20 protein-coding genes and 1 tRNA gene are annotated in these 24558 nt (G+C 34.7%); 11 read left to right on the forward strand and 10 right to left on the reverse strand.

From position 1 onward, the window contains the following. Window positions 1-5: 5 nt before the first annotated feature. On the reverse strand, window positions 6-1403 hold the full coding sequence (locus tag B5X55_RS06695) for an ADP-ribosylglycohydrolase family protein (RefSeq protein WP_079511834.1): 1398 nt from the start codon (window positions 1401-1403) through the stop codon (window positions 6-8). Window positions 1404-1548: 145 nt separating this feature from the next. On the opposite strand from B5X55_RS06695, the gene B5X55_RS06700 reads away from it, so the two are divergent. Beyond that, a complete protein-coding gene (locus B5X55_RS06700) occupies window positions 1549-2424 on the forward strand; it encodes a hypothetical protein (RefSeq protein ID WP_079511835.1) in 876 nt (291 codons plus the stop codon). A 68-nt stretch (window positions 2425-2492) separates the two neighbouring features. On the opposite strand, the gene B5X55_RS06705 is transcribed toward B5X55_RS06700, so the two are convergent. From B5X55_RS06705 to B5X55_RS06730, 6 genes are all read right to left on the reverse strand, one after another. Then, window positions 2493-3446: a hypothetical protein gene (locus tag B5X55_RS06705; protein ID WP_079511836.1), complete on the reverse strand. Its 954-nt coding sequence runs from the start codon at window positions 3444-3446 to the stop codon at window positions 2493-2495. A 240-nt stretch (window positions 3447-3686) separates the two neighbouring features. After that, window positions 3687-4562 (reverse strand): 30S ribosomal protein S6--L-glutamate ligase, encoded by an 876-nt coding sequence (gene rimK, locus B5X55_RS06710; protein WP_079511837.1) that lies wholly within the window; start codon window positions 4560-4562, stop codon window positions 3687-3689. 502 nt (window positions 4563-5064) lie between these two features. Beyond that, entirely contained in the window at window positions 5065-6324 is a 1260-nt protein-coding gene (locus tag B5X55_RS06715; protein ID WP_079511838.1) for a cation:proton antiporter domain-containing protein, read from the reverse strand. Further along, on the reverse strand, window positions 6324-7040 hold the full coding sequence (locus tag B5X55_RS06720) for a hypothetical protein (protein ID WP_079511839.1): 717 nt from the start codon (window positions 7038-7040) through the stop codon (window positions 6324-6326). The genes B5X55_RS06715 and B5X55_RS06720 overlap by 1 nt, the downstream gene beginning before the upstream one ends. Beyond that, window positions 7041-9425 carry a P-loop NTPase family protein gene (locus B5X55_RS06725; RefSeq protein WP_079511840.1) on the reverse strand — a complete coding sequence of 795 codons (2385 nt, stop codon included), beginning with the start codon at window positions 9423-9425 and terminating at the stop codon, window positions 7041-7043. A 452-nt stretch (window positions 9426-9877) separates the two neighbouring features. Further along, a tRNA-Leu gene (locus B5X55_RS06730) sits at window positions 9878-9957 on the reverse strand. Between the two features lie 191 nt (window positions 9958-10148). On the opposite strand from B5X55_RS06730, the gene B5X55_RS06735 reads away from it, so the two are divergent. The 3 genes from B5X55_RS06735 to pth all read left to right on the forward strand — a co-directional run bounded on the left by B5X55_RS06735 (window position 10149) and on the right by pth (window position 12476). After that, window positions 10149-11090, forward strand: coding sequence for a ribose-phosphate pyrophosphokinase (locus tag B5X55_RS06735; protein WP_079511841.1), 942 nt, complete (start codon window positions 10149-10151; stop codon window positions 11088-11090). A gap of 46 nt (window positions 11091-11136) precedes the next feature. Then, window positions 11137-11760, forward strand: coding sequence for a 50S ribosomal protein L25/general stress protein Ctc (locus tag B5X55_RS06740; protein WP_079511842.1), 624 nt, complete (start codon window positions 11137-11139; stop codon window positions 11758-11760). Window positions 11761-11846: 86 nt separating this feature from the next. Beyond that, complete coding sequence (gene pth, locus B5X55_RS06745) at window positions 11847-12476, forward strand: aminoacyl-tRNA hydrolase (RefSeq protein ID WP_079511843.1); 630 nt, start codon at window positions 11847-11849, stop codon at window positions 12474-12476. Between the two features lies 1 nt (window position 12477). Here the strand turns inward: pth and B5X55_RS06750 are convergent, their stop codons facing one another. Next, window positions 12478-13164, reverse strand: a complete 687-nt coding sequence (locus tag B5X55_RS06750) for a hypothetical protein (RefSeq protein WP_079511844.1) — start codon at window positions 13162-13164, stop codon at window positions 12478-12480. Next, window positions 13161-16925 carry a zinc-dependent metalloprotease gene (locus B5X55_RS06755; RefSeq protein ID WP_079511845.1) on the reverse strand — a complete coding sequence of 1255 codons (3765 nt, stop codon included), beginning with the start codon at window positions 16923-16925 and terminating at the stop codon, window positions 13161-13163. The genes B5X55_RS06750 and B5X55_RS06755 overlap by 4 nt, the downstream gene beginning before the upstream one ends. A gap of 52 nt (window positions 16926-16977) precedes the next feature. Between B5X55_RS06755 and B5X55_RS06760 the strand changes: the two genes are divergently transcribed. Both B5X55_RS06760 and B5X55_RS06765 read left to right on the forward strand, forming a co-directional pair. Continuing rightward, window positions 16978-17904 carry a bifunctional riboflavin kinase/FAD synthetase gene (locus B5X55_RS06760; protein WP_079511846.1) on the forward strand — a complete coding sequence of 309 codons (927 nt, stop codon included), beginning with the start codon at window positions 16978-16980 and terminating at the stop codon, window positions 17902-17904. Between the two features lies 1 nt (window position 17905). Continuing rightward, the gene (locus B5X55_RS06765; protein WP_079511847.1) at window positions 17906-19237 is read left to right on the forward strand and encodes an HTTM domain-containing protein; all 1332 of its coding nucleotides are present in this window, start codon (window positions 17906-17908) and stop codon (window positions 19235-19237) included. A 4-nt stretch (window positions 19238-19241) separates the two neighbouring features. Here B5X55_RS06765 and B5X55_RS06770 read toward each other — a convergent pair whose 3' ends face one another. Continuing rightward, window positions 19242-19622, reverse strand: a complete 381-nt coding sequence (locus B5X55_RS06770) for a VOC family protein (RefSeq protein ID WP_079511848.1) — start codon at window positions 19620-19622, stop codon at window positions 19242-19244. A gap of 79 nt (window positions 19623-19701) precedes the next feature. Between B5X55_RS06770 and serS the strand changes: the two genes are divergently transcribed. The 5 genes from serS to B5X55_RS06795 all read left to right on the forward strand — a co-directional run bounded on the left by serS (window position 19702) and on the right by B5X55_RS06795 (window position 24549). After that, on the forward strand, window positions 19702-20973 hold the full coding sequence (serS, locus tag B5X55_RS06775; protein WP_079511849.1) for a serine--tRNA ligase: 1272 nt from the start codon (window positions 19702-19704) through the stop codon (window positions 20971-20973). Between the two features lie 149 nt (window positions 20974-21122). Then, complete coding sequence (locus B5X55_RS06780; RefSeq protein ID WP_079511850.1) at window positions 21123-21527, forward strand: OsmC family protein; 405 nt, start codon at window positions 21123-21125, stop codon at window positions 21525-21527. Between the two features lie 111 nt (window positions 21528-21638). Continuing rightward, the gene (locus B5X55_RS06785) at window positions 21639-21965 is read left to right on the forward strand and encodes a DMT family transporter (RefSeq protein WP_079511851.1); all 327 of its coding nucleotides are present in this window, start codon (window positions 21639-21641) and stop codon (window positions 21963-21965) included. A gap of 83 nt (window positions 21966-22048) precedes the next feature. Beyond that, on the forward strand, window positions 22049-22693 hold the full coding sequence (locus B5X55_RS06790; RefSeq protein ID WP_079511852.1) for a DUF1801 domain-containing protein: 645 nt from the start codon (window positions 22049-22051) through the stop codon (window positions 22691-22693). Window positions 22694-22761: 68 nt separating this feature from the next. Then, complete coding sequence (locus B5X55_RS06795) at window positions 22762-24549, forward strand: tetratricopeptide repeat protein (RefSeq protein ID WP_079511853.1); 1788 nt, start codon at window positions 22762-22764, stop codon at window positions 24547-24549. Window positions 24550-24558 lie beyond the last annotated feature (9 nt).

The raw sequence follows: 24558 nt of genomic DNA on the forward strand, positions 1-24558 counted from the left end.
CGAAGTCAGTTTTTTTGAGGTATGTACCAAACATCATTATTTAAATCCACCCCACCATCAAGTTCTTCTTGCACTACCCTGTCAATGATATAAATTCCTTTTGTAGCCATATGGTCAAAATCATCAATACCGTCGTTTGGAAACCCGATTCTTGTGCGATGAATATTAAACTTATCAGCAAATTTTCTATTAAAAGCCTTTTCAACCCCTTCTTTACCTAACATAAAACCCAATAATCCACCCCATGTTGCGGTAGGGTTATCAGAATCCCATCCACATAAAGTTCCAATTTTAATAGTTTCCTTTATATCGCCCTCACCATATAATAAGCTAACAATACTTGCCCCAAAATTAATACCTGCCGCAAAACAACCATTACAAGTCTCATCTTTAGTAGCCCATAAATACCCATCTTCTTGACGAATTTGATATTTCTCATGTAAAGCATCTCTAGCTTCTTCCCATGTAACTCCAGATTCATATTCCCCTCTTACAAAATCGAACATTTTAGCTGAGTATGAATCATTGGGTAATTGCTTACGGGCTTCTGCAGCCATCCAATTTAAATTCGCTTTAATAGATTTATCATCATCTGCCAAAGGAGCCAAAGCATACATAACTACATTAAAATTAGAAATCCACTCTGCGTTTTCTCTAGCAACGGTTTGTATGGGCAAATGCGCCATTTTCAGTGCTACATCTGAGCGCGTAGGAGCGAAAAAACCAAATATTTCGGTAGTCAGTTGAGCATCAATCATTTCATAATACTGGTTATTCTCAGGTAATCCTGTTTCTGGCGGTAGCATACCTTCCTCCATTAAATCAAGCGCTTGCTGATTTGAAACCCATAAATAATTTTCTTCTTCTTTTTTAATATGCTTTAACCATCCGGTCCTAATCATTTCACCCGTTAAGATTGATGTCTTATTTTCATAGAGCAACTGCTGGTACATATATTCAATATCAGTATCATCATCTGCCCCCCAAATACTGTCTTGATCAGCGAATAAAAAATCAATTGTCTTAGAATAGTTATTTGAGCCCCATAAATTAGGTTCATCGGGTTTACCCCAGTTATCACGAGTATAAAAACCTTCTCCTTTACCCTCACTATTGGGAATTCCAATTTTATCCATTTCGGTAATCAAACCTGTCCAATTGGCAATACATTGGCCCAACCAAAAACCATATAATTTATTCTTGTATGCTGATCTCGAGATTGTAATATCAATGCTTTTTGGTTGATAGGTTTTATAATCCAACAAAGAATCTTGTACTATATCGTGTGACATTTTTCCTGTAGAACCCATTTTATCCTTACAGGAAATTGCAGAAATTACTATTAATAATCCTAAAAAGTAAAAGCTAATTTTTCTTGAAAATCTATTTAAATATAATATCATAGTGAACAATTTCATACAGAATAAAGCTAAGTAAATAATATAATCTGATTATAGTTTCTATTAATAAATACCAAGTAAATTGCAATCTACTAAAGCACGGTAACATATTAAGGTTAAATACTATCTTTGAAACAAGACTTTATATATGCGTCAAAGCCCTTTTTTAATTTTATGTCTTTTAAGCCTGTTTACAGCAACTTCATTTGGACAAGGTAATCTGGATAGTGAAAATTCTGTAATTAACCTTACCAAACCCGATACAGGTACAAATTGGAACATTCCTGATAAAATTACTTTAGAATGGAACACCATAAATATTGACACAAGTAAAACTATCCGTTTTTTTCTGGTACGAAATGAAATGGTAGTTCAAGAATTAGGGACTTTTAAAAATGATGGTTTTGAAGAAGGCATTGAGCTTGCTAAGAATATTGGCTCAGGCAGTCGATATCAAGTTGTTGCCATAGAATTATTTCCAGACAATAAATTTAAGATAGCCAAAAGAGTGACTCCCTTCTTTACCATAACCAATGCGGCATCTGATGAGCGAAAGAAAAAACAACAATTAGCAAACATCAGTTCAGTTCCAAGTCAGAAAAAATCAAAACCTAAAAAAGCAATTGCTACTAAAAATACCGAAGTAACCCAAACTGAAAAGAAACCGGTCTTAAGAGAAATTTTTGAGGGTAGAAAAATTTCATACACCAAGGAATTACAATTCGATTCAGAAAATATAACTATAAAGATTTGGGATCATGGGAGACAAGATGGTGATATTGTTTCTATATACCTTAATGGCGTGTCAGTTGTTTCCAAATATTATTTAACGTATTGGAAAAAAGAATTTAACGTAAAATTGGACCCTAAAAAATCTAACGACCTATTTCTTTATGCACACAATTTAGGAGACTCCCCACCTAACACCGTGTCAATTGAAATATCAGATGGTAAAAAATCTGAGAATATTGTTCTTAACTCAGACCTTCAAAGTTGTGAAGCTGTATTGATTAGTGTTAAGTAATACAATCTCATAACTCATAAGCATACCCAATTGTTAAAGAACAAATCTGATATATTTACAATTGTAGCCTACCCTTTTAGAAACTGAATAAAATAGGCTATTAAAATACTTACAAATAGCCCGATATTTACTTTAGCAAAGTCTTTGACGATGATACGGTATGTTTTATTAAGCTCGTCTTTTTTAAGACGATAGCTAATTGCTATTTCCCTTCCTGCCAAAATACCTATAAATGCCCAAGTTGTGCTCATTGGTATTGTATTGATTGTCGTAAAAAATAACAACAATAGACCATAACACGCGTCAATTATAGTAGCTGAGCGTATATGTTGAGTGTTCGACTTTTGATTTACGATGCTTTGTATTTTGCCTCCTTTTACGTTAAAAATATAGGCCATAATCAACAAAATCAAACCTAAAGAAACAATAAGCTCGTACACCGAAAGGCTTCTAGGTAAAAAAACATAAATATTGGCGAAATCTTGTATAAGCCATTGTGACCATAAAAACCCTGTAGAAAACCATTGAGCAACCAACCAATATGGCTTTTGCTTCTTTTTATCCATCAATCGTATAGAGGCTGGAGATTCAAATTTTTTGGTTATTAATAAATATAGAACGAAGGCAGAAACGAAGGCCAAGGAATAACCCAAGACAGACTTTAAAATCATTTTTTCTATCAACTGACTAGAAGAAAAAACACTCAAAATCATAAATGTGGTACTTGCAGGAATTCCAAAACGTGTAATTACCAATAATGAAATAGGTGCAAGTAGGTACCACCATGGCATAGAGTCAGGTAATGGAATACCTGACAACCTCCCATACGATACATCACCTACATTTACATACCAGCCGTATACTAAAGTCAATGTCAATATTGACCCCGCAAATGCCCAAAGTAACCACCATTTTACACCCGAGTTCGAAGCGATAAATGTGCCCAATGTCTGAATTACATCATTCGCAATAACAGCATAGGCTGCTATAAAAAAACCTAAGTAGATAATATACTGATCCATATTATATTCAATTTACCACTTTTACATAGTTTTCTTTGCTGGTAAAAAGTGTGCGAAAGTATATTAAATTTTAACACGGAAATTAAAATTTAAAAATGTTTTAACACACATGTTTTCAATATATTGGACATATAATTCTACCATCAAATTACGCCTATATTATAGTTCTAGTATGCAATTTTGAATAATCTAAATTTAACAGTATCCCTTTTCTTTTAATTACCACTTATTCCAATATTGTTATTCGGCATTTCTTTCAACATATCTAATAATATGATTTGCAATGTTTTTGCCAGTTGCATTTTCAATGCCTTCTAAGCCTGGTGAAGAATTCACCTCTAATATTAGAGGACCACGGGCTGACTGTAGCAAATCTACCCCTGCGATTCCTAAGCCCATAGCCCGAGCTGCCTTAAGTGCCGCATTTTCTTCTTCATCAGTTAATTCTATGATATTCGCACTACCACCTCTATGAAGATTTGACCTAAACTCACCTTCTTTTCCTTGTCTCTTCATAGCACCTACTACTACACCGTCAACTATAAATACTCTTATATCTGCACCTTTGGCTTCCTTTATAAATTCTTGTACGATTACACGAGCTTGTAGCCCATTAAATGCTTCTAAAATAGACTCTGCTGAATTTTGATTATCTGCCAACACCACTCCTAAACCTTGAGTTCCTTCCAAAAGTTTAATAACTAAGGGAGCCCCGCCTACACGTTCAACAATTTGACTTACATCTTTTGAGTAATTACTAAAAACAGTTTTTGGTAGCCCTAAGCCCGCTCTAGACAAAATCTGTAGACTTCTTAGTTTATCTCTAGATCTAACCAATGCTTGAGATTCAGTTGCGGTAAAAACCTTCATCATTTCGAACTGCCTTACAACAGCTGTACCGAAAAAAGTCACAGAAGCCCCAATTCTAGGTATAACACCGTCTACATCAGTAATTTCTTGCCCTTTATAAATAATACTTGGTTTTTTCTTTTCAATAACCAAATTACATTTGGTATGATCTACAACTACCATTTCGTGACCCTTTTTCTCTCCGGCTTCAACTAATCTCTTGGTAGAATATAAGTTTGGATTTTGTGATAGAACTACAATCTTCATATTACTTTTTTGCTTTATTTAGGTTATTAATTTGAATTAAAAGTTAGAATTTCGACACTTGAAATTTGAAAAAATAATTTAATCAAAATACTTCAGAACAAGCCTAAAGGTCGAAAATCAAGTTAACTTTATTATCCCTTAACTTTTAGGACTAGTAATCGCCAAGATAATCTTTATTATGAGTGTTTATATTTATATACTCATATATTCAAAAGCCACTTTTAAAACTAAATTTTTAGCGGTTATAAATATGTACATCTCTTTAAGAAAATGGAATGATGCTATTATTTTTAGATTTTAATTAAGCCGTTCTTCTCGATAACCATGACAGTATTTTGCACTAACTGGGTGATTGTCAGCACCACATTTATGGCAAACATAAGGCTTAAAGGTATTTTCTTGCACTTAAATTTTAGTCATCTCAGAAGTTCCTTTACCTGTAGGTATATCGAGTATCCCATAACCTACTGTTGTTACGGTTACTATAGTCCGCTATTTACTTTTACTCGCTAATTGTGGGTGCTTTCCATTTTGCGGTTCCTACCTTTTTACTATTTGCGGCGTTGATTGCCGTGCCTGCCCTACGCTTGTCATAAATCATGGCGAAGGTCATTATCAAACTAGTGCCTATAATTACAAAAAGAAGAATACCCTGGTCAAAAGTAGCCACTTGTGCTTCTACCGGTATCGCGTAAAATAACAACACCGTAATCAATCCCCTTGGTGCTATAAACAATTGAGGTAATATATCCTTACCAACAAAAATGAACAATAGCACAAATCGAATAGCGTATATAGAGAGAATGATAAGCGAGCTTATAAGTGCCACATTCAAATTAAATATAGACGTAATGGCAATGCTCAGTCCGAATATTACAAAGAAAAAAGTACGCACAACGAAAGCTGTTTCACCCGTTATCGTATGAAGCTCATGATAAATATGATGCGCTTGTTTAAACTTGAGATACTTTGACAATTTGCCTTTGAAGAACAACTTCATGTTTGCAATGACCAAGCCAAATATCAATATGATTATTAATGAGGATAGGTGCATTTTTTTTCCAAGACCATATAACAACAATAACACGGCAATCAGCAAGAATAGCTTAATATGGCTTTTGATATTTTGAAAAATAAGGATAATGGCATAACTAGCTACAAGGGCAATTACAACCGTAAGTATTAAATTACCAAAGAACCCAACTACGCCTGCATCTTCTTCTGGGTTTAAGCCACCAGTTAAAAAATAGAACATCATAATCCCCAAAATATCTGAAAATGTACTTTCATACACATGAAACTCTTTTTTATGCTCTTTTAACCCGGTAACACTCGGTATTATAATGGCACTTGATAGAATAGACAGCGGCGTTGCGTATAACCATGCAGACTGCATGCTCATTTCTGGTATAAATTGATATAAAATTAATGCTGCGATCCATGCGGATGCTACTAAGCCAAATAGACCTATAACCAACGATTTTAAGATGGGCATCAGTTTTTCTTTCTTCAGTTCTAACTCTAATGCTGCTTCAAGCACAATCATAATTAGACCTACAATACCCAATACTTCTAGAATGGGAAAAAAGTCTATATCACCGACATTTGCATATTTTAAACCATATTGAATAGCAACACCTAGAATTATCAGCATTAATACCGCTGGTATATTGGTCTTACTAGAGATTCTATTGAATAAAAATGATAATATAATAATGATAGATACCTCGATAATGAGATTATAAGAAGATAATATGTCCATTATGCTTTGTTGTTTTGAGTTAAGGTTGTGCTTATTTTATTTTCGGCCAAGAATGCCATAAAGTCCTCATCATTCGCACCTTCTTCTAAGGTGTACTGTAATTTTAGAACATTTTGTATCTCACTTTCCCGTACCGATGGCGGTTCTTGAAAATTCAATATCGGATTTGCAAAAAGAAAATCTAGTAGTTGTTCTTTGGTTAATTCTGTATTGAGATAAAGCGTATGTCTATATATACCTGTATCTTTAGAAGTTATAGAGAAACCATATTTGTCTATCGCCACATATTCTAAAAAGCTTTGGCCAGACTCGGTACTTATTACCATACCTTGGGGCAGCAGTTGTTTAATCTCTCCTTTGAAATTATCAATAGTTATCATTGACCCCTGTGTAACCAAAGGATTCATGTTTAATAAAAGTCCGCTGATATAATTACGTATTGGCATATAAGCCAAAGCCCCTATAATGACTAAAAAAAGACCATGAACCACATAATTTATGGCAATAAAGTCTAATATAATTAGCAGAAATGCCACTGGTTTATATACTGAAAGAATATTTTGCAAAAGGTTTAAGCCTCTTTTTGTGAACAGATTTTTTCGCGAAAATTGCTGTATCACTACTTGAAGCGTTTTTATTAACCAATAGAGTATAAATAGCCCTGTTGTTAAGTAAAACAAGCCTTTCCACGTATTGAAAGATTCTATTGTTTCCATTTATTTTAAAATTCCTCTATATATTAAACTTTTTCGGACTTCGTGTGAGACTACAGTATTAAGGGATAAATACCCTTTTTCATTACGCACTAAAACCTTCGTATTAGCCAAACGCTTTAATCCTGATTCATAACCATCGTCATATCGTTTGCCAAGAAATGCCTTTATAGTAAGCTCATCTATTATGAAATATAATAAAACATACTTAAGTAGTATGGCTTCTTCGTTAGTGAAAAAATCTGGCAAGTAATGCGTACTTTCTACGTAAACTACTTTATTATCTGTGGTTAGATTGGTACCGTAAGTCCATGCTTGTAAAACTTCACCTAAGTTATTATCGAATTTCTTACAGAGTCTATGAACCAGCCTTTCGAATTGACGAGGTGAAAGAAGCTCATCATTATCATCTACTAACTTTCTATGTGAAGCACCATGCCTTAGTCTTACTGCATTAAATACCTCAGTAGTTGAACTTATTGATACATCTATATATGTAGAAAAGGAATTGGAAAAAGATATACGATGGTCTAAATGCAGCTGCATTAGTTTAGAGACCGAAATTATCAACAAAATATCATCAGATTCAGATTCAATAAACTTTAGGGTTGCCCTTACATTATCTAAAAAACTATGTGCTTTATCTTGCCAAAATTCCAAGTCATCAATTATTACAATAGGTTTTGAATTGAATCTTGATTTTTTAATTTCTTGTAAAGCTTCATTGAGGTTTTTTGTGGTTTTAAATTTTCTTCCCTGAAAGGAAATAGTACTGTCAGGAGCTAGCACTACCACCTCTTTTCTTAATCTATTTTTAACCGCCTTATTTATGAAAGTTGATTTACCGCTATGGTCATCCCCTACAATTAAAATAGATTTATGAAAACCTTGATCCCAATGAGCAAGACACTTATCAAATATTATTTCCTCATTCGTTCTATCCGTCAAAAAATGGTCACCCAAAAAACTTTTGTTCAAAAAAAGCATATCATATTGTGCATTCTCCTCTTTGAACATTCTATGTGCGATACATTCTGTAGCGGTATCAAGCACATCGCTAGTTTTTACAGATACAACTTTATCATAAGCGGTATTAACATTGCCGAAAAATCCTTTTAAGCGTCCCATCCAATTAGTGAAACGATCGTTGGTCTCAGAGGTATACTGAGTAAGGGAACTCTGTAGTGAAACCTCTAAAAACTCCTCTTGATGATAAATAGATGTTGCTAAAAACTCCGTTTTCAACTTATTCGAAATAGTATTAGATAGTTTTCTCTGCGCTTTTAAATTCGCATCAAAAGTCTCTTCGATACTTTTAAATGACTGTGAATCTATAGTTGAACCAGAGATACTTTCTTGATTTTTAGCAACAACCAGGCTCCCTTTTAAGTTAAGTATACTGTGTTTCGCAAACGCGATTAAATCAGATTTATAATCCCAAAGGGCTATTACTTCTGGCAGAATATTAAAATCCAACCATTTTTTAGCCGATTTTCCAAAATCCACTCTTTTTTCTAGAAGTAAACCACCTTCTGTAGCTACAGGAATATTGGTTCTTGACAAGTTATTAGATGTAAAGGCAATAGACTGCGTAAAACTTTCTTGATAGTTTTTTGGCGTGTCGATACTAGTTTCTATTTTTTCAAGAGCATGTATAATATGGCTAATATCTTCCTTACCTACTATTTTTTCAATATTAGAAATACTTAACTTAAGTTCTTTTATAATAGCTTCAGACTCAGTAACAGACATGGCTGTTATCTCATTTGTATTATTTGATAGCTCTTGGAAAACACGTATTGACTGGTCGACAATTGAATCATTATTATTTATATTATCCAATTGACCCAATATTATCTCAAACTGTTTTGTGTAGGTGTTCCATGGATTTTGGTGATGCCTCACTTTTGAATCGATTCCCTTTTTTCTCTGGCTTAACCTTTCTGTTAAAATTTCTTCTTCCTTAAATTTTTTAATAAAAAACTCTACGGCTTCAAAAAGTATATTTTGTGATGAGACACTATGGTTTTCAAGGGCCTTTTTAGAAACAACGCCCTCTAAGTGTTTATGCTTAGCTATTTGTAATTGTAAAAGCACATCTCGATGAATAAACATGATATCTTTAAAAAAATTAGGTAATCGATAATGCATTAAATACGCCACCTCACCTATTTCATATGCTTCTCTTTCAAGCAGTTCAAGTTCATTCTGTCCAATAGACTGGTAGTGCTTACAAATTTCAATGAATTTTTTATTAATAACCTCTATTAGTTCCCTTTGAGACCTATTTTCAAGCAAAATACCATTATAATGGGTTAAATCGTTCATTAAATCATGAACTGCTTCTTTCAAAATAGAACTAGGTGATGCTACTTCATTTTCGGTCATAGAGATCGTACTTTTATTGCATTGATATTAATTTCTTTTTACGCTTGGTATGAAAAAAGTTCCTTAAAAATAGTTGAAAAAAAAACATACGATAATATTATCTTTTTAATTGACTACCCGAAAGCATGTTTGCTCTAAATTAAACTTATTGTAATTAAAAAATTTCAATAAGTTTATTACTTCTCAAAAACCATAATTAAAATAAGGTTTTAATCTAAAAACTGATAATTGTGATAAAAGGTGACGAATATTTATTTGCTTCAGCAAATACAGGCGTAATCATCGCAAGAATCTCTAATTTTCTGGTTGAAGAAGATATTCCTCTATTAAATTGGCCTAGTATCAATGCCATAGGCGCATATACATCTTGTCTTAAATGTTTTCAACAAAATAATTAAAAAACAAAAAAAACCCTAACATTCTAAAATTTAGATTGTTAGGGTTCTACTCTGTACTCGAGGCGGGAATCGAACCCGCACTCCGAAGAACTGGATTTTGAATCCAGCGCGTCTACCAGTTCCGCCACTCGAGCATAATTGCCGTTAAGAAACGACATCCCATAAAAATAGGACTGCAAAACTAAATAATTATTTTCTTTCTATCACCAAAAATATCAAGATTTATGCGTTAGCAACCAAATTTAATTTTTAAATTTGCACCTCCTTAAAATTAGAACTTCAACAATTTATCGAAGCAACTATTTGGGAAACAACAATTAAAGACATGCCATACCAAGTTCCACAACCGAAAATATTTGCTTGCACCCAAAGTAAAATCTTAGGCGAAAAAATCGCTAAGGCATATGGAATGGAGCTGGGCAATGTGATTTTTTCCCGTTATAGCGATGGGGAATTTCAGCCTTCATTTGAAGAATCTATCCGAGGTACACGAATCTTTATTATAGGTTCTACACACCCAGGCTCAGAAAATTTAATGGAGATGTTGCTAATGATTGATGCTGCAAAAAGAGCATCTGCACGTCACATTACTGCAGTAATGCCTTATTTCGGCTGGGCAAGACAAGATAGAAAAGACAAACCTAGAGTGCCAATAGCAGCGAAACTTGTTGCGAAAATGCTAGAAACAGCAGGAGCTACTAGAATTATTACCATGGATTTGCATGCTGATCAAATACAAGGCTTTTTCGAAAAGCCTGTAGACCATCTTTTCGCATCTACCCTGTTTTTACCATATTTGAAAAATCTTGGATTAAAAGACCTTACTATAGCCTCACCAGATATGGGAGGTTCTAAAAGAGCATACGCCTATTCTAAAGCATTAGATTCTGATGTAGTTGTTTGTTACAAACAAAGAGCAAAAGCAAATGTTATTTCTCACATGGAATTGATTGGTGACGTACAGGGGAAAAATGTTGTTCTCGTTGATGATATGGTCGATACAGCAGGTACTTTGACGAAAGCAGCAGATTTAATGATGGAGCGTGGTGCTATTAGCGTAAGAGCTATTACAACACATGGCTTACTGTCAGGTGATGCCTATGAGAAAATCGAGAAATCGAAACTAACAGAATTAATTATCACCGATTCTATTCCAGTAGAAATAAAAAGTGATAAAGTAAGAGTATTAAGTTGTGCGAATCTATTTGCAGATGTTATGGACAAGGTTCACAACAATAACTCTATTTCTTCTAAGTTCTTAATGTAGATCAGAAGAAAAATTTAAAGTAGAATATTAATTTTTAATACATATAATGAAGTCAATTACAATTAAAGGATCAGAAAGAGAAAGCGTGGGCAAAAAGGCAACGAAAGCCCTACGTAATGCTGGAAAGGTTCCTTGCGTAGTATACGGAGGGGATAAACCATTACACTTTTCAGCAGATGAACTAGCGTTCAGAGACTTGGTTTACACTCCAAATGCACATACAGTTGCAATTGAATTGGATGGTGGAGCTTCTGTTAGAGCGGTTATGCAAGATATTCAGTTTCACCCTGTAACTGATGCCATCATACACATTGATTTTTATCAATTGTTCGATGATAAAATGGTTACTATGGACATTCCTGTTCGTTTAGAAGGAAATTCTCCAGGTGTTCGTAATGGTGGACGTTTATTATTTAGAAAACGTAAACTGGCTATTAAAGCATTACCAGACAAATTACCAGATTTCTTTGATATCGATATTTCTAAATTGAAAATCGGTCAAAACATATCTGTTGGTTCATTGTTAAATGATGATTTCAGCATTCTACATCCTGATACTACTGTTGTTGTACAAGTTAAAACTGCTCGTACCGCGGTTGTTCTTGATGATGAAGATGAAGAAGGAGAAGAAGGTGCTGAAGGTGCAGCAGAAGAAACTGCTCAAGAATAGACCTCTTTTTTTAAGATTTACTAATAAGCATCTCGATACGTGTATCGGGATGCTTTTGTATTTTTACCCCATAATTCTAACAAGCTATGTTCGGTTTTTTCAAATCATTATTTACAAAACACGGCATAATTCAAGACGAGAAAGACCCCATGAAGAAATATTTAATTGTTGGCCTTGGTAATATAGGCGATGAATATGCGGAGACCCGTCACAATATTGGTTTTAAGGTATTGGATGAAGTGGCACAAGCAAACGACTTTACTTTTGAAACAGCAAAACTTGGTGATATAGGATCATATAAAATCAAGGGCAGAACCATAATTTGCTTAAAACCGTCAACATATATGAACCGTAGCGGCAAAGCATTGAAGTATTGGATGGATAAAGAAAATATTCCACAAAGCAATGTTCTTGTTATTACAGATGACATCAATTTACCTTTTGGTACTATACGTATTAAAACAAAAGGAAGTAATGGCGGCCATAACGGCTTAAAGGATATAGAGTTATTTCTACAAACTATTCTCTACAACCGATATCGTTTTGGTGTAGGTGCAGATTTTGGCAAAGGCAGACAAGTAGAATACGTATTAGGACAATGGGACGACGAAGAAAAAGCATTGTTACCAGAGCGATTAAAAAAATCAACCGAAATAATCAATTCATTTGTACTAGCGGGTATTGCTCGCACTATGAATCAATATAATAACACGTAAACTATAGTACTCTAAAATTATAAATTCCTGAATTAGATTTATTGCCTTCAGCATCGATTACAATTATACTCCAATAATAAACAGTATCTGCCGTGACTGAAACCTTTATACTATTAACTGTAGGCTGAAGTGTTCGAATTAAGTCGACCGGAATTGCCTCTACCGAAAAATAAACTTCGTAACTAACAATATCATTATCTAAATCTGATGCTGTCCAAGACAAGGTAACTTCGTTGTTAATATCTTTAAATACATTTTCTGAAGACGCTGGACTCACATTCGTTGCAGGAAAAGGTGCAAACGTAGTTCTTGAACCAGAGTTATAGAAATTCCACACCTCACTTGATACCGTTTGGTCTACCTGATTATTTTTTGAGCGCACTATCCAAGAAAATTGCTCGCCTTTTGCTAATGGTAATTTTGCTGAATTACTAGATGATGCAATAGTCTGCACAGTACCTGTAGAAGTATTGGTTACTCTTAATTCATATGTTTCAGTATTATCTGCTGTAGACCACCTAAATTCTACCTGACTCGTTTCTTGTCCTAAGCTAAGACCAGTAGTGCATTCAGAATTTTGTTCTGGAAATACCAATTGCACAGCTTCTGGCGGGGAAGGCGTACGCTTCTTTTTACAACCCGTAAAAGCCATCATCATACATATACCTAAAAACAAAAACCGCATCATTCTTTAATTACTTTAGAGGTTCCTTTTATCGTCTTACCTTCATATTTCAGGTAATAGATACCGGTAGACAATGAACTTAAATTCAACTCTATTACACCTTGTTGTACATATTCACTAGAACTGGAAATCAATCTTCCATCAGCACTAAAAATACTCACATTTATATCTTCTTCGGTATTGCCCAAATAAACTTGAACAAAATCTATTACAGGGTTTGGGAAAATTATTGGTTTCTCAAAAAAGCTTACTTGCTCTTCATAAATTCCTTGGCAAGGAATATCGGTAAACACCTTTAATGTATTCCATCCTTTTCCTAAATCTAAAACCACACTTGAAGCCTCGGTCTGTATAGAAATTCCGTTTAACTCTATGGTATAGAAAGAAGAGCCTTCCAACTCAAGGGTAATCTGCGTGCCATCTAAAGCCATTTTAGATGTGACGCTTAGCGGCTCAGGTTCTGTTATTTGAATCTCTAAGCAGTATTCATTGTAAGAAATGCTTCCGTCTGTTGCAGTAATACAAAGCGAATACGTTCCAGAACTTAAATTTGCCAAATTAAAGGAATTCGAAAAATTCTGAGTTAAATCAAGTCCATTCCCTAATACTCTTATCTGATAATCAAGGGCAAGTTTAGGAATTACAGATAATGAACCATCATTATTCTCACTACATGTTTCACTTACCAAACTTACGGTGAAATTTTCAGCCGGAAAGCGGTAAACTGAGCATCCTGAGGCATTTACCTCTAAACCATCTGGCGTACCAAGACAAAGGTCATCTCCGTCATCAAAAACTCCATCGTTATCATCATCTGGCCTAAAATCACCTTCTACACAAACTTCAAGAGCAAAGACTTTTAAGCTACCACCATCTGAAGGTGCGTTATCTCGAACTTCTAAAACCCATTCTCCAAGTATAGATTCTCCATTAAAAGCACTTAGACTGCCTAACGGTTTTACCATACCACTAATACCTGGGTCAATCGAGCAATTGAACGATGGACTATCATCATCAAAAGTGGCATTTATATTTCGTGCTTCACCACAAGAACTAGAAACCAAAGTAACTACAGTACCCGCTGGTGATGTTAGACTAATGACCAAATCTGCCAAAAAAGTATGATCAAGGTCTATTACAACATTCATATCGGCCACAGGCAAGTCTTCATAGAATACAATTTTAGAACTGATTACCGGTGTACCACTGCTTGAAATAGAAATAGGCAATGCTATATCATCTTTTGTCGTGCAATTAAACTGTATGGTAGAAAAGCTAAATACTGTACTGAAAACTCCCTCTCCGCAATCATTTTTCGGTTTTACCCTCCAGAAATACTGACTATTATTATCTATTTGTACCGGGGAATAGGTAGCTGTACTCACAGTAGCAAATTCTATAATATTTGAAAAACCAGCATCAGTCGAAATTTCCACATCATACAATGTGTTGCCCATTTCCGCATTCCATTGTAAAATAATATCCTTTGAAGCATCTACAAAACCGTCTTCAGGAGCCAATAATTGCACCGCTTCAAAATTATCATCGTATACTCTTAACTGTAGAATAACCTCTTTAGTAACCGTCGCAGAAGTTGCCAAAACTCGTATAGGGTATGTACCAACAGCTAAATTCGAAATACCTACAAAATCAATAATAACAGGTGTATTAGTAGCATCAGCAGATACAGGAGTAAACTGCGCCGTTAAGCCTGCGGGCGTTCCAATAGCACTGAACGTACTCTCCTCATTAAAGCCTAAGCCCATCTCATATGTAAAAGGAACACTAATATCGTTTGGCTTGCACACATCATATACCACCTGCTCAAAATTCAATACGATTTCTGACGGTGTTATAGAAAAATCAGCAGCGTTAACAGCAAAGAAGATATTATTATCAGCTTTTACCATAATACGACCTGCACTGGCCGAAATATTTGGGATAATAACACTTTGATTTCCATCATTTATAGTGTTTTCAAGTAATGTTATAGGATAGGTAAAACCGCCGTCTGTAGACAAAAATACTGATACCGTTTCAGCACTAATGGGTGCAATATTGGTATTGGCTACATCCCAAGAAATCGTTTGTACCGAACCTGCTTCAAAGGAAAGTTCTGTAATTTGTGAGGTTACTAAAAATGGCCCTGCTTCATTTATTACGGACACCCGTAACTCATCTGAAATTGATTGGCCACCGTTTAAAGCATTGTCGCGCACCATCAACGAAAAATTAAATTCACGACCAATATTCGAAAGTGTTTCCCAAGCTTCTCCCACTGTAGGCGTTGTTTGTGTCAATTGCCCACTCAAAATTAGATTCAAATTCGGAAAATAACGATCCGGTAAAGTACTAGGAGGTAATGACCTAAAATTGGCCCCTGCCGGATTATTGGGTCCGAAAGTTGCTTGGGTAACGACCCCATTATCTATCTGCTCCCAAGTATAACTTAGTATATTTGAAGCATCAACATCATTTGCCACACCTGTTAATACGAAGGGTGTTCCTTTAGGTATGCTATAGTTAGACAAAGGAAGTAACGTTGGTGGTGAATTGGTCAATACCTGAGTTTGTCCACAAGAAACCGTTTGCAGATAATCTCTTATTTGTACGACACTCACATAATGAAAATAATCATTACTATTCGTTGCTACGTTATTGCTGCCTGTAATACCAGCGTAACCCATAATTGTAGTACCACTAGCTGGTTCAACCTGTACTGTGGTACCTTCAGAAATATGTGAAAAAGAATGGTTTGCCCCAAATTGATGCCCCATTTCATGTGCTACCAAATCAATATCAAAAGCATCACCTGTGGGTGATGACAACGTAGTATAGCCACTACCCTTTCTATTATCTGTACAAACCGCACCTATAAAGCCAGAATTACCATCTAAAGTATTATCCTGTTGATTAAAAAGATGTCCTATATCATAATTAGCCTCACCTATAATATTGGTAAGGGTACTTTGAACTTGAGCACTTAAACTTCCGGTATAGGGATCAGTCTCAGGATCAGTATATATTACTAAATCAGTATTATCGATTAATTCAAGGGTAATTGCCAAATCACGTTCAAAAATTGCATTTATTCTTGTCAAGGTTGCATTGATTGCCGAAAGTGCATCTGCCTTTGTACCGCCATGAAATTGGGTATATTCGCCAGAAGCAGAAATTGCGACCCTAAAAGTTCTGAGAGTTTGATCATCTACTAATTTTGCCGTTATAGTCTGAGAATAGTCCATCATTTTAGGCATCGTACGACATATAAAATCGATATCTCGCTCTTCTTGATCTGTCCTTCGATATAAAACATACGTATCGTCAACTGATTTTTGCATGAATAGCGCTCCATTTTCCCCAGGAGTACTTATCATACTTTGTATACCTTTCGGAGAAACACTAAAGCGAACCTGCAATGTTGCATCATGCAACGCAGTACCTTTATATGATTTTATACTAGGATATTTTTCTGCAAGCTTAGTCGAGAATAATTTTGCCTCTTCTACTTTAAAAGGAACAAGATTGCCCTTTTCATCAGGAAAATAAATAATTCTAAAACTCTCTTTTGCAGATAGAGCATATAAAAATTGATTCTGATTCAAGCTAAAAGCGATTCCTCTATCAACTTTTATACGTTGTTTAGAAAATTGTTTAGCGAGTGCAGTTAATTCCGTATTTTTCCAATATGTAGATTGAGCTACCCCGTAAAAGGAAAGAAATAGTATGGTAATTGAAAAAACTAGGCGTAATTTTACAATCATTAAGGGGCTTTTATCTCAAATCAAATATAAGTCTTTTTATTTTCTATCATAGGTGATTACAGTCCGCAACATTTCCAAATACAAAGAAGAATATCCCACAGTCATTACTATTGGCACTTTTGATGGGGTGCATATAGGTCACCTAAAAATACTGAACAAAATCATAAACCATGCCAAGAGCACGGAATTGAAATCATCAGTACTTACCTTTTTTCCTCATCCGAGAATGGTTTTACAGAAAGATACCGATATTAAACTATTGAATACAATAGACGAAAAGGTCAGTATCTTAGAACGACTTGGATTAGATATTTTAATTATTCATCCGTTTACCATAGAGTTTTCTAGACTTACCGCTACAGAATTCGTTCGCGACATTCTAGTAAATACATTGAACATTAAAAAAGTCATTATCGGCTACGATCATAGGTTTGGTCGTAATAGAAATGCCAATATTACAGACCTAATAGCTTTCGGAAATGCGTTAGATTTCACCGTAGATGAAATACCTGCGCAAGAAATTGATGATGTATCGGTAAGCTCAACAAAAATCAGAAAAGCCTTAGAGGATGGAGATATAGTTACAGCAAACAGTTACTTAGGCTATGAATATATGCTTACAGGCACTATAGTCAGAGGAAAAGGAATTGGTAAGCAATTGGGCTACCCAACTGCAAACCTATCTATAGCTGAGAGTTATAAGCTAATACCTAAAAACGGTGCATATATAGTAAAAAGTGAGCTAGATGGAGCCACGGTTTATGGCATGATGAATATAGGCTTCAACCCAACAGTAAATGGTACAGAAAAATCTATAGAAATCAATTTTTTCGACTTTGATGCCGACCTTTATAATAAAAAGATACAGGTAGATATTTTAGCGCGTTTACGTGACGAACACAAATTTGAATCGATAGATGGTTTAAAAGACCAATTAGCGAAAGACAAAGAAAAATCTCTTCAATATATTCTGCGATAAAATGTTTAACAAGTTATTATTTCAAAAGGTAGATAATAGCTCACTAATCATTTTTCGCATATTCTTCGGTATTTTAATATCTCTTGAATGTTTTGGAGCAATCGCTACAGGATGGGTAAGACGAAATCTAATAGACCCTAAATATAATTTTCCTTTTATAGATTTTGACTGGCTACACCCATTACCTGGTCCGAGCATGTATTTCTATTTTAGTCTTATGGGCCTTTTGGGTCTATGTATAGCTTTTGGTTTTAAATATAGGGTGAGCATAATTACGTTTACCCTACTATGGACAGCAACTTATTTAATGCAAAAGACCGCCTATAACAATCACTATTATCTACTTATTTTAATTTCTTTATTGATGTGCTTTTTTCCAGCGGAAAAAGCAAAATCAATTGATGTAAAACTGAACCCAAAGCTAGAGACCAACTACATGTATAGCTATGTGAAATGGACCATCGTGCTTCAACTCTTTATAGTTTACGTATACGCATCTTTTGCCAAAATATACATAGACTGGTTAGATTTCAGTATGATTGAAGTATTAATGCACCCAAGAAGAAATTACTGGTTAATCGGCGAAGTTTTGCAACAACCTTGGGTACATACCATTATTGGAACGGCAGGTATTCTTTTCGACCTACTAATTATTCCAGCTCTGCTTTGGAAACCCACTCGCAAAGCTGCCTTTCTAATATCCATATTTTTTCATTTATTCAATTCCTTCATATTTCAGATAGGCATATTTCCTTATTTGGCACTAGCATTCAGTGTGTTCTTTTTTGGACCAGAAACCATTCGCAGTATATTCTTCAAATCAAAAGAACCGTTTACCAGCTTTAATAAAATTGTAGTTCCAAATTACAAAAACAACCTACTATTACTAATGTGGATATACTTTATTGTTCAGTTATTATTACCCGTTAGGCATTATGTTATTGAAGATAATATTCTATGGACAGAAGAAGGTCATCGTATGAGCTGGCGAATGATGTTGCGCAGCAGAGTTGGCAAAGGCAATTTTAAGATAGTTGACAAAAATACCGGGCAACTAATTAAGATAATCCCCAAAAACTACCTTACGACAAGCCAAGAACGAAAAGTGTTTGCATACCCAGATTTTGCATGGCAATTCGCCCAATATTTAAAAATGGATTTTGAAAATAAGAATATGGACGTTGCCGTGTATCTAGAAGATTCTCAAATCAGCATCAACGGAAAACCTTATATGCCCTTTTTAGATTCAACCACCGACTTGGCGGCAGAACCTTGGAAACCATTAAAACACCATAATTGGATACTGCCTTCGAACTTTAAGGAACTCAAGTAGCTTTTTAGAACTTAACAGTTCGCTGGCAAAGTTGAAGCGGCATCCCCCAAGGATCTCGTAACATTACCAGATGACTACCATCTTCCTTAAAAATTTCTTCAAAAAAACTAGCTCCAGCCTTTAGTAATCGTTGCTTATCTTCTTGTGCATTTTCAGAAATAAAAGCTACATGAAACGTTAAAGGATGCCTATTACTAAAATCTTCGGCTAATTCATCTTCTCGTTTATAAAATTCAATAACGACGCGATCCGTACTATCGGCCAAAAAAGTCATGAATGGAGATACCTTCTGCTGGTTTGCTATAGTTAGCCCTAAATGGGTACAATACCAATTAACGACCCCGTTAATATCAACCACATTTAATGCAAAATGTTCAAAAGTCATTTTATTCGATGATTAGACCTTAAAAGTATCTAATTTAAAACTAAGATTAACGTAAATTTGTAGTCAAATACAGCCAAAAATGTTACAATTACAGACCATCCGGGAAAATAAGAAAGAAATTATCCTTGCCCTTGGAAAAAGAAATATTGACGCTCAAACCCTCTTAGATAATGTTCTTCAATTGGATGAAAAAAGACGTACAACCCAAACTCAATTGGATAATGTCTTGGCTGAATCTAATTCCCTTTCCAAAGAAATTGGTGCATTGTACAAAACAGGAAAGGCTCAAGAGGCCAATGTATTAAAAGAGAAAACAGTCCATTTAAAAGAGGAATCAAAACAATTGGGTGAAGATTTGAATGCAGCTGCAGAAGAGCTTCAAAACTTGTTGTATCAAATACCGAATGCTCCGCATACATCTGTACGTAAAGGTAGTAGTGAAGAAGATAATGAAGAGGTATTTAAAGAAGGAGATATTCCAACTTTAGATACTACAGCACTACCTCATTGGGAGTTGGCAAAAAAGTATGACATCATAGATTTTGAATTAGGAGTTAAAATTGCAGGAGCAGGTTTTCCTGTATATAAAGGAAAAGGAGCCCGTTTACAACGTGCCTTAATAGCTTACTTTTTAGATAAAAATACTGAAGCAGGATATACTGAAATTCAAGTGCCCCATTTAGTAAACGAACTATCTGGCTACGGTACAGGGCAATTACCCGATAAAGAAGGTCAAATGTATCATGTTACTGCAGACGACCTGTATTTAATACCTACAGCAGAAGTTCCTATTACCAATATTTTTAGGGATGTAATCGTTAATGAAAGCGATTTCCCAATTACATATACTGGCTACACACCTTGTTTTAGAAGAGAAGCAGGTAGTTATGGCGCGCATGTGCGTGGTCTGAACCGTTTACATCAGTTTGACAAGGTTGAAATTGTACGTGTAGAGCATCCTACAAAATCATATGAAGCATTAGATGGCATGGTAGAACATGTCAAAAATATTTTAAGGGAATTAAAATTACCGTATCGTATTCTTCGCCTTTGTGGTGGTGATTTAGGGTTTACCGCCGCTCTTACTTTTGATTTTGAAGTGTTTTCTACAGCGCAAGACCGTTGGCTAGAAATTAGTTCTGTTTCGAATTTCGAAACCTACCAAGCCAATAGATTAAAATTGAGGTATAAAGATGAGAATGGTAAAAATCAATTAGCACATACCTTAAACGGTAGCTCTTTAGCTTTACCTCGTGTTTTGGCAGGTATTTTAGAAAATTATCAAACTCCAGAAGGCATTAAAATACCAGATGTATTGGTGCCATATTGTGGTTTTGAAATGATTGATTAATCTTGATCTAATTTAACTTTTAGCACTGCCAATTTGAAATGGTAGTTGTAAGAACAATCAATAAACACGCTCTGTAAACTGGTTTACACAGCATGTTTATTATAAGAATTTACCTAAATTTAAAGGTTAGTTTAAAACATAATTCGCATATGGAATACTTTACAACAGCATACTCAGCCTCAAAAACAAATGCTACAATAGCCATAAAGCAGTCAAAAATTGATTTTGGAATTACCCCAGAAACAGATAATAGCCTTCCAAACCCAGCAGAATTATTCTTAGGTTCATTCTCGTCTTGTATTCTTAAAAATGTTGAGCGTTTCTCTATTCTAATGCATTTTGATTATATATCTGCTGAAATTTCGGTAAAGGCAACACGTTTAGAAAAACCTGCCAGAATGGACGAGATAAACTATGTGCTAAAAGTGCATAGCAAAGACAATAATTTAAACATAGAATTACTTAAAAAGAACATTGAAAAGTTCGGTACAATATATAATACTGTTAAGTTATCTTGTGCGATAAATGGCACTATTGAAAAAATTTCAGAATAGCAAAAACGAAAATTTTAATCCGCCTATTTTTGCAACGAATAAAATCTCAATTTTCCTGTAAACAAACCAACTTGAAAATGAATATTCACTACAATAAATAAAAACCAAAACATGAATTGGATTGTTTTAATTATTGCAGGGGTATTCGAAGTTGTCTTTGCATTCTGTTTGGGAAAGGCCAAAGAAACTACAGGAAACGAAATGTATTTATGGTATGTAGGTTTTTTCGTTGCACTATGTATTAGCATGGCCCTTTTAGTAAAGGCAACGCAAACTCTACCTATAGGAACAGCTTACGCCGTGTGGACAGGTATTGGTGCTGTTGGAACAGTGTTACTGGGTATTGTGGTATTCAAAGAACCTGCTACTTTTCTTAGACTACTTTTTATCACTACCCTCATTGGCTCTATTATTGGGTTAAAGGTGGTATCTCATTAAATTAAAGCAATTAGAAATTCAGTAACTATTAAGTAGATTTACAGTCTACTTTTTTAAGATTATAAATAGAATATCTGATTATCATGAATAAAAAAGTTACAGATTATCTTAATGGACTTACCCAATGGAAAGATGAGCTTATAAGGCTTCGAGAGATAATTCTTGACTGTGACTTGGTAGAAGACTTTAAATGGAAGCATCCTTGTTATACTTATAAGGGTAAAAACATTGCACTGATGCATGATTTTAAGGAATATAGTGCCCTTCTATTTTATAAAGGAGCACTTTTAAAAGACCCAAAGAAAATACTGATTCAACAAACGAAAAATGTACAGGCCGGTCGACAAATTAGATTTATAAATTTAGAAGAGATAAATCAATTAGAGGCTGTAATTAAAAGTTATTTACTTGAAGCTATAGAGCATGAAAAATCTGGTCAAAAAATACCAATGAAAAAGGTATCTGATTTTGATTTTCCGTCAGAACTAGGAGATAAATTTAAAGAAAACCCTGAACTTGAAACTGCCTTCAACAATCTAACACCTGGGCGACAGAAAGGTTATTTACTGAATTTTTCTCAAGCAAAACAGTCTTCAACGCGACTATCAAGAATAGAAAAAAATACGAAGCGAATTTTTGAAGGCAAAGGATTAAACGATTGTATTTGCGGACTTTCTAAGCGAATGCCGAATTGCGATGGCTCTCACAATCAACTCTCTTCTAAATAATTTTTTTTACGCACGCGTTGTTACCGTCACCTATACACCATCTTATAGCATTCTACGTATCTTTGAATATGCGTTTTCTAATTTTCCTTATTTCGTATTTGTCACTAGCCACTTTTGCTTGGGCTCAAGAAAATTTTTTGGCAAAGCAATATTTTGCTGACGGCGATTTTGAAAAGGCAGTGGTTTTCTACGAAAAATTAGTAGAGAAAAATCCGCGTCGAACAGAATATGCACAAGATTTAGTTGCCTGCTACCAACAATTAGAGCGTTATGAAGATGCAGGTGAATTTCTCAAGGAACGTTTAAAAGACCGAAACCCCTACCCTACTTTATTGATAGATTTAGGATACAATCACGCCCTTCAAGAGCAGCCAGAAATGGCACAAACCTATTATAATCAAGCCTTAGATATTATTCCTAAAAATCCGAATTACGGATATGCCATCGGTCTTCAGTTTCAAAAATATAGTTTATTAGATATGGCGATTAACGCTTTTGAAAAATCAATGCAGCTTAACCCAGCATTAGATTTCAACTTTCAATTAGCACGTATTTATGGCGAACAAGGTAATATTGAAGCTATGTACAATTCGTATCTGAATTTGGTTATGGACGGAAAAACTTCAAAATCGAACATTTTAAGGAGTATCGATGATTTCGTTTCAGAAAATCCTGAGGATACCAATAATATTCTATTAAAGAAAGTATTACTTGAACGAGCTCAGAAAAATCCGGATATTGTTTGGAACGAATTACTTAGTTGGCTTTTTGTGCAACAAAATCAATACAGCAGTGCCTTTAGGCAAGAAAAAGCCATATTCAAGCGTATAAACGGTAGTTCTACAGTGCGTTTAGAAAATTTGGGTGATAATACTTTAGAAGCTGAAGATAACGAAACAGCTAAAGAGATTTTTAGCTATATCATCGATAACACCAACAATGAGATTACCAAATTAGATGCAGAATTAAACCTACTCGATATTGAGTTAATAGACGCCTCTAAAGGTCAGTTAGAATCAATTCAAAAAAAATATGACCAACTTATAGATATTTACGGGTACAAGTCACAAACACTTCAACTTCAAGTAGCCTACGCAAATTTTCTCACGTTTAAAAAAAATGAGCCACAACCAGCGGAAAAGCTTTTAAAAAATAGTCTTGAACTGCCTTTAAGTGACCGTGGAACTGCGTATCTAAAATTAGCTTTGGGTGATATATTGGTCTATGATAAAAAATTCAATGAAGCTCTTATTTATTTCTCACAGATACAGCAAAAATTAAAAAATGACGTTCTAGGGCAAGATGCCCGGTATAAGGTTGCTCAAACAAGTTTTTACAAGGGTGATTTTGATTGGGCGTTGACACAGTTAAAGGTTTTAAGAAGTTCAACTTCACAATTGATTGCAAATGATGCTATGCAATTAAGCTTGTTGATTTCAGATAATTCCTTAGAAGATTCTACACAAACAGCTTTAAAGAAGTATGCACGAGCAGATTTTCTGTCCTATCAAAACAAAACCGATGATGCCATAACTGCCTTAAATGATATTCTTGAAAACCATAAAGGCGAAAAAATTGAAGACGAAGCCTTACTTAAGCAGGCTGAACTGTATGAATCACAAAAAAAATACGACGAAGCCCTGTTGAATTATCAAAAAATAATCACCTTTTATGGTAATGGCATTTTGGCCGATGATGCGTATTATGCATTGGGCGAGCTTTACAGAAAAGTTTACAAAGACACCGCAAAAGCTAAAGAACAGTATGAAAAAATAATTTACAATTATCAAGACAGCTATTATTTTCCACAAGCACGAAAGAACTTTAGAATATTAAGAGGCGACTCAATTAATTAAAAACATCCT

This window comes from Maribacter arcticus (genome assembly GCF_900167935.1).
Lineage (GTDB): Bacteria > Bacteroidota > Bacteroidia > Flavobacteriales > Flavobacteriaceae > Maribacter > Maribacter arcticus.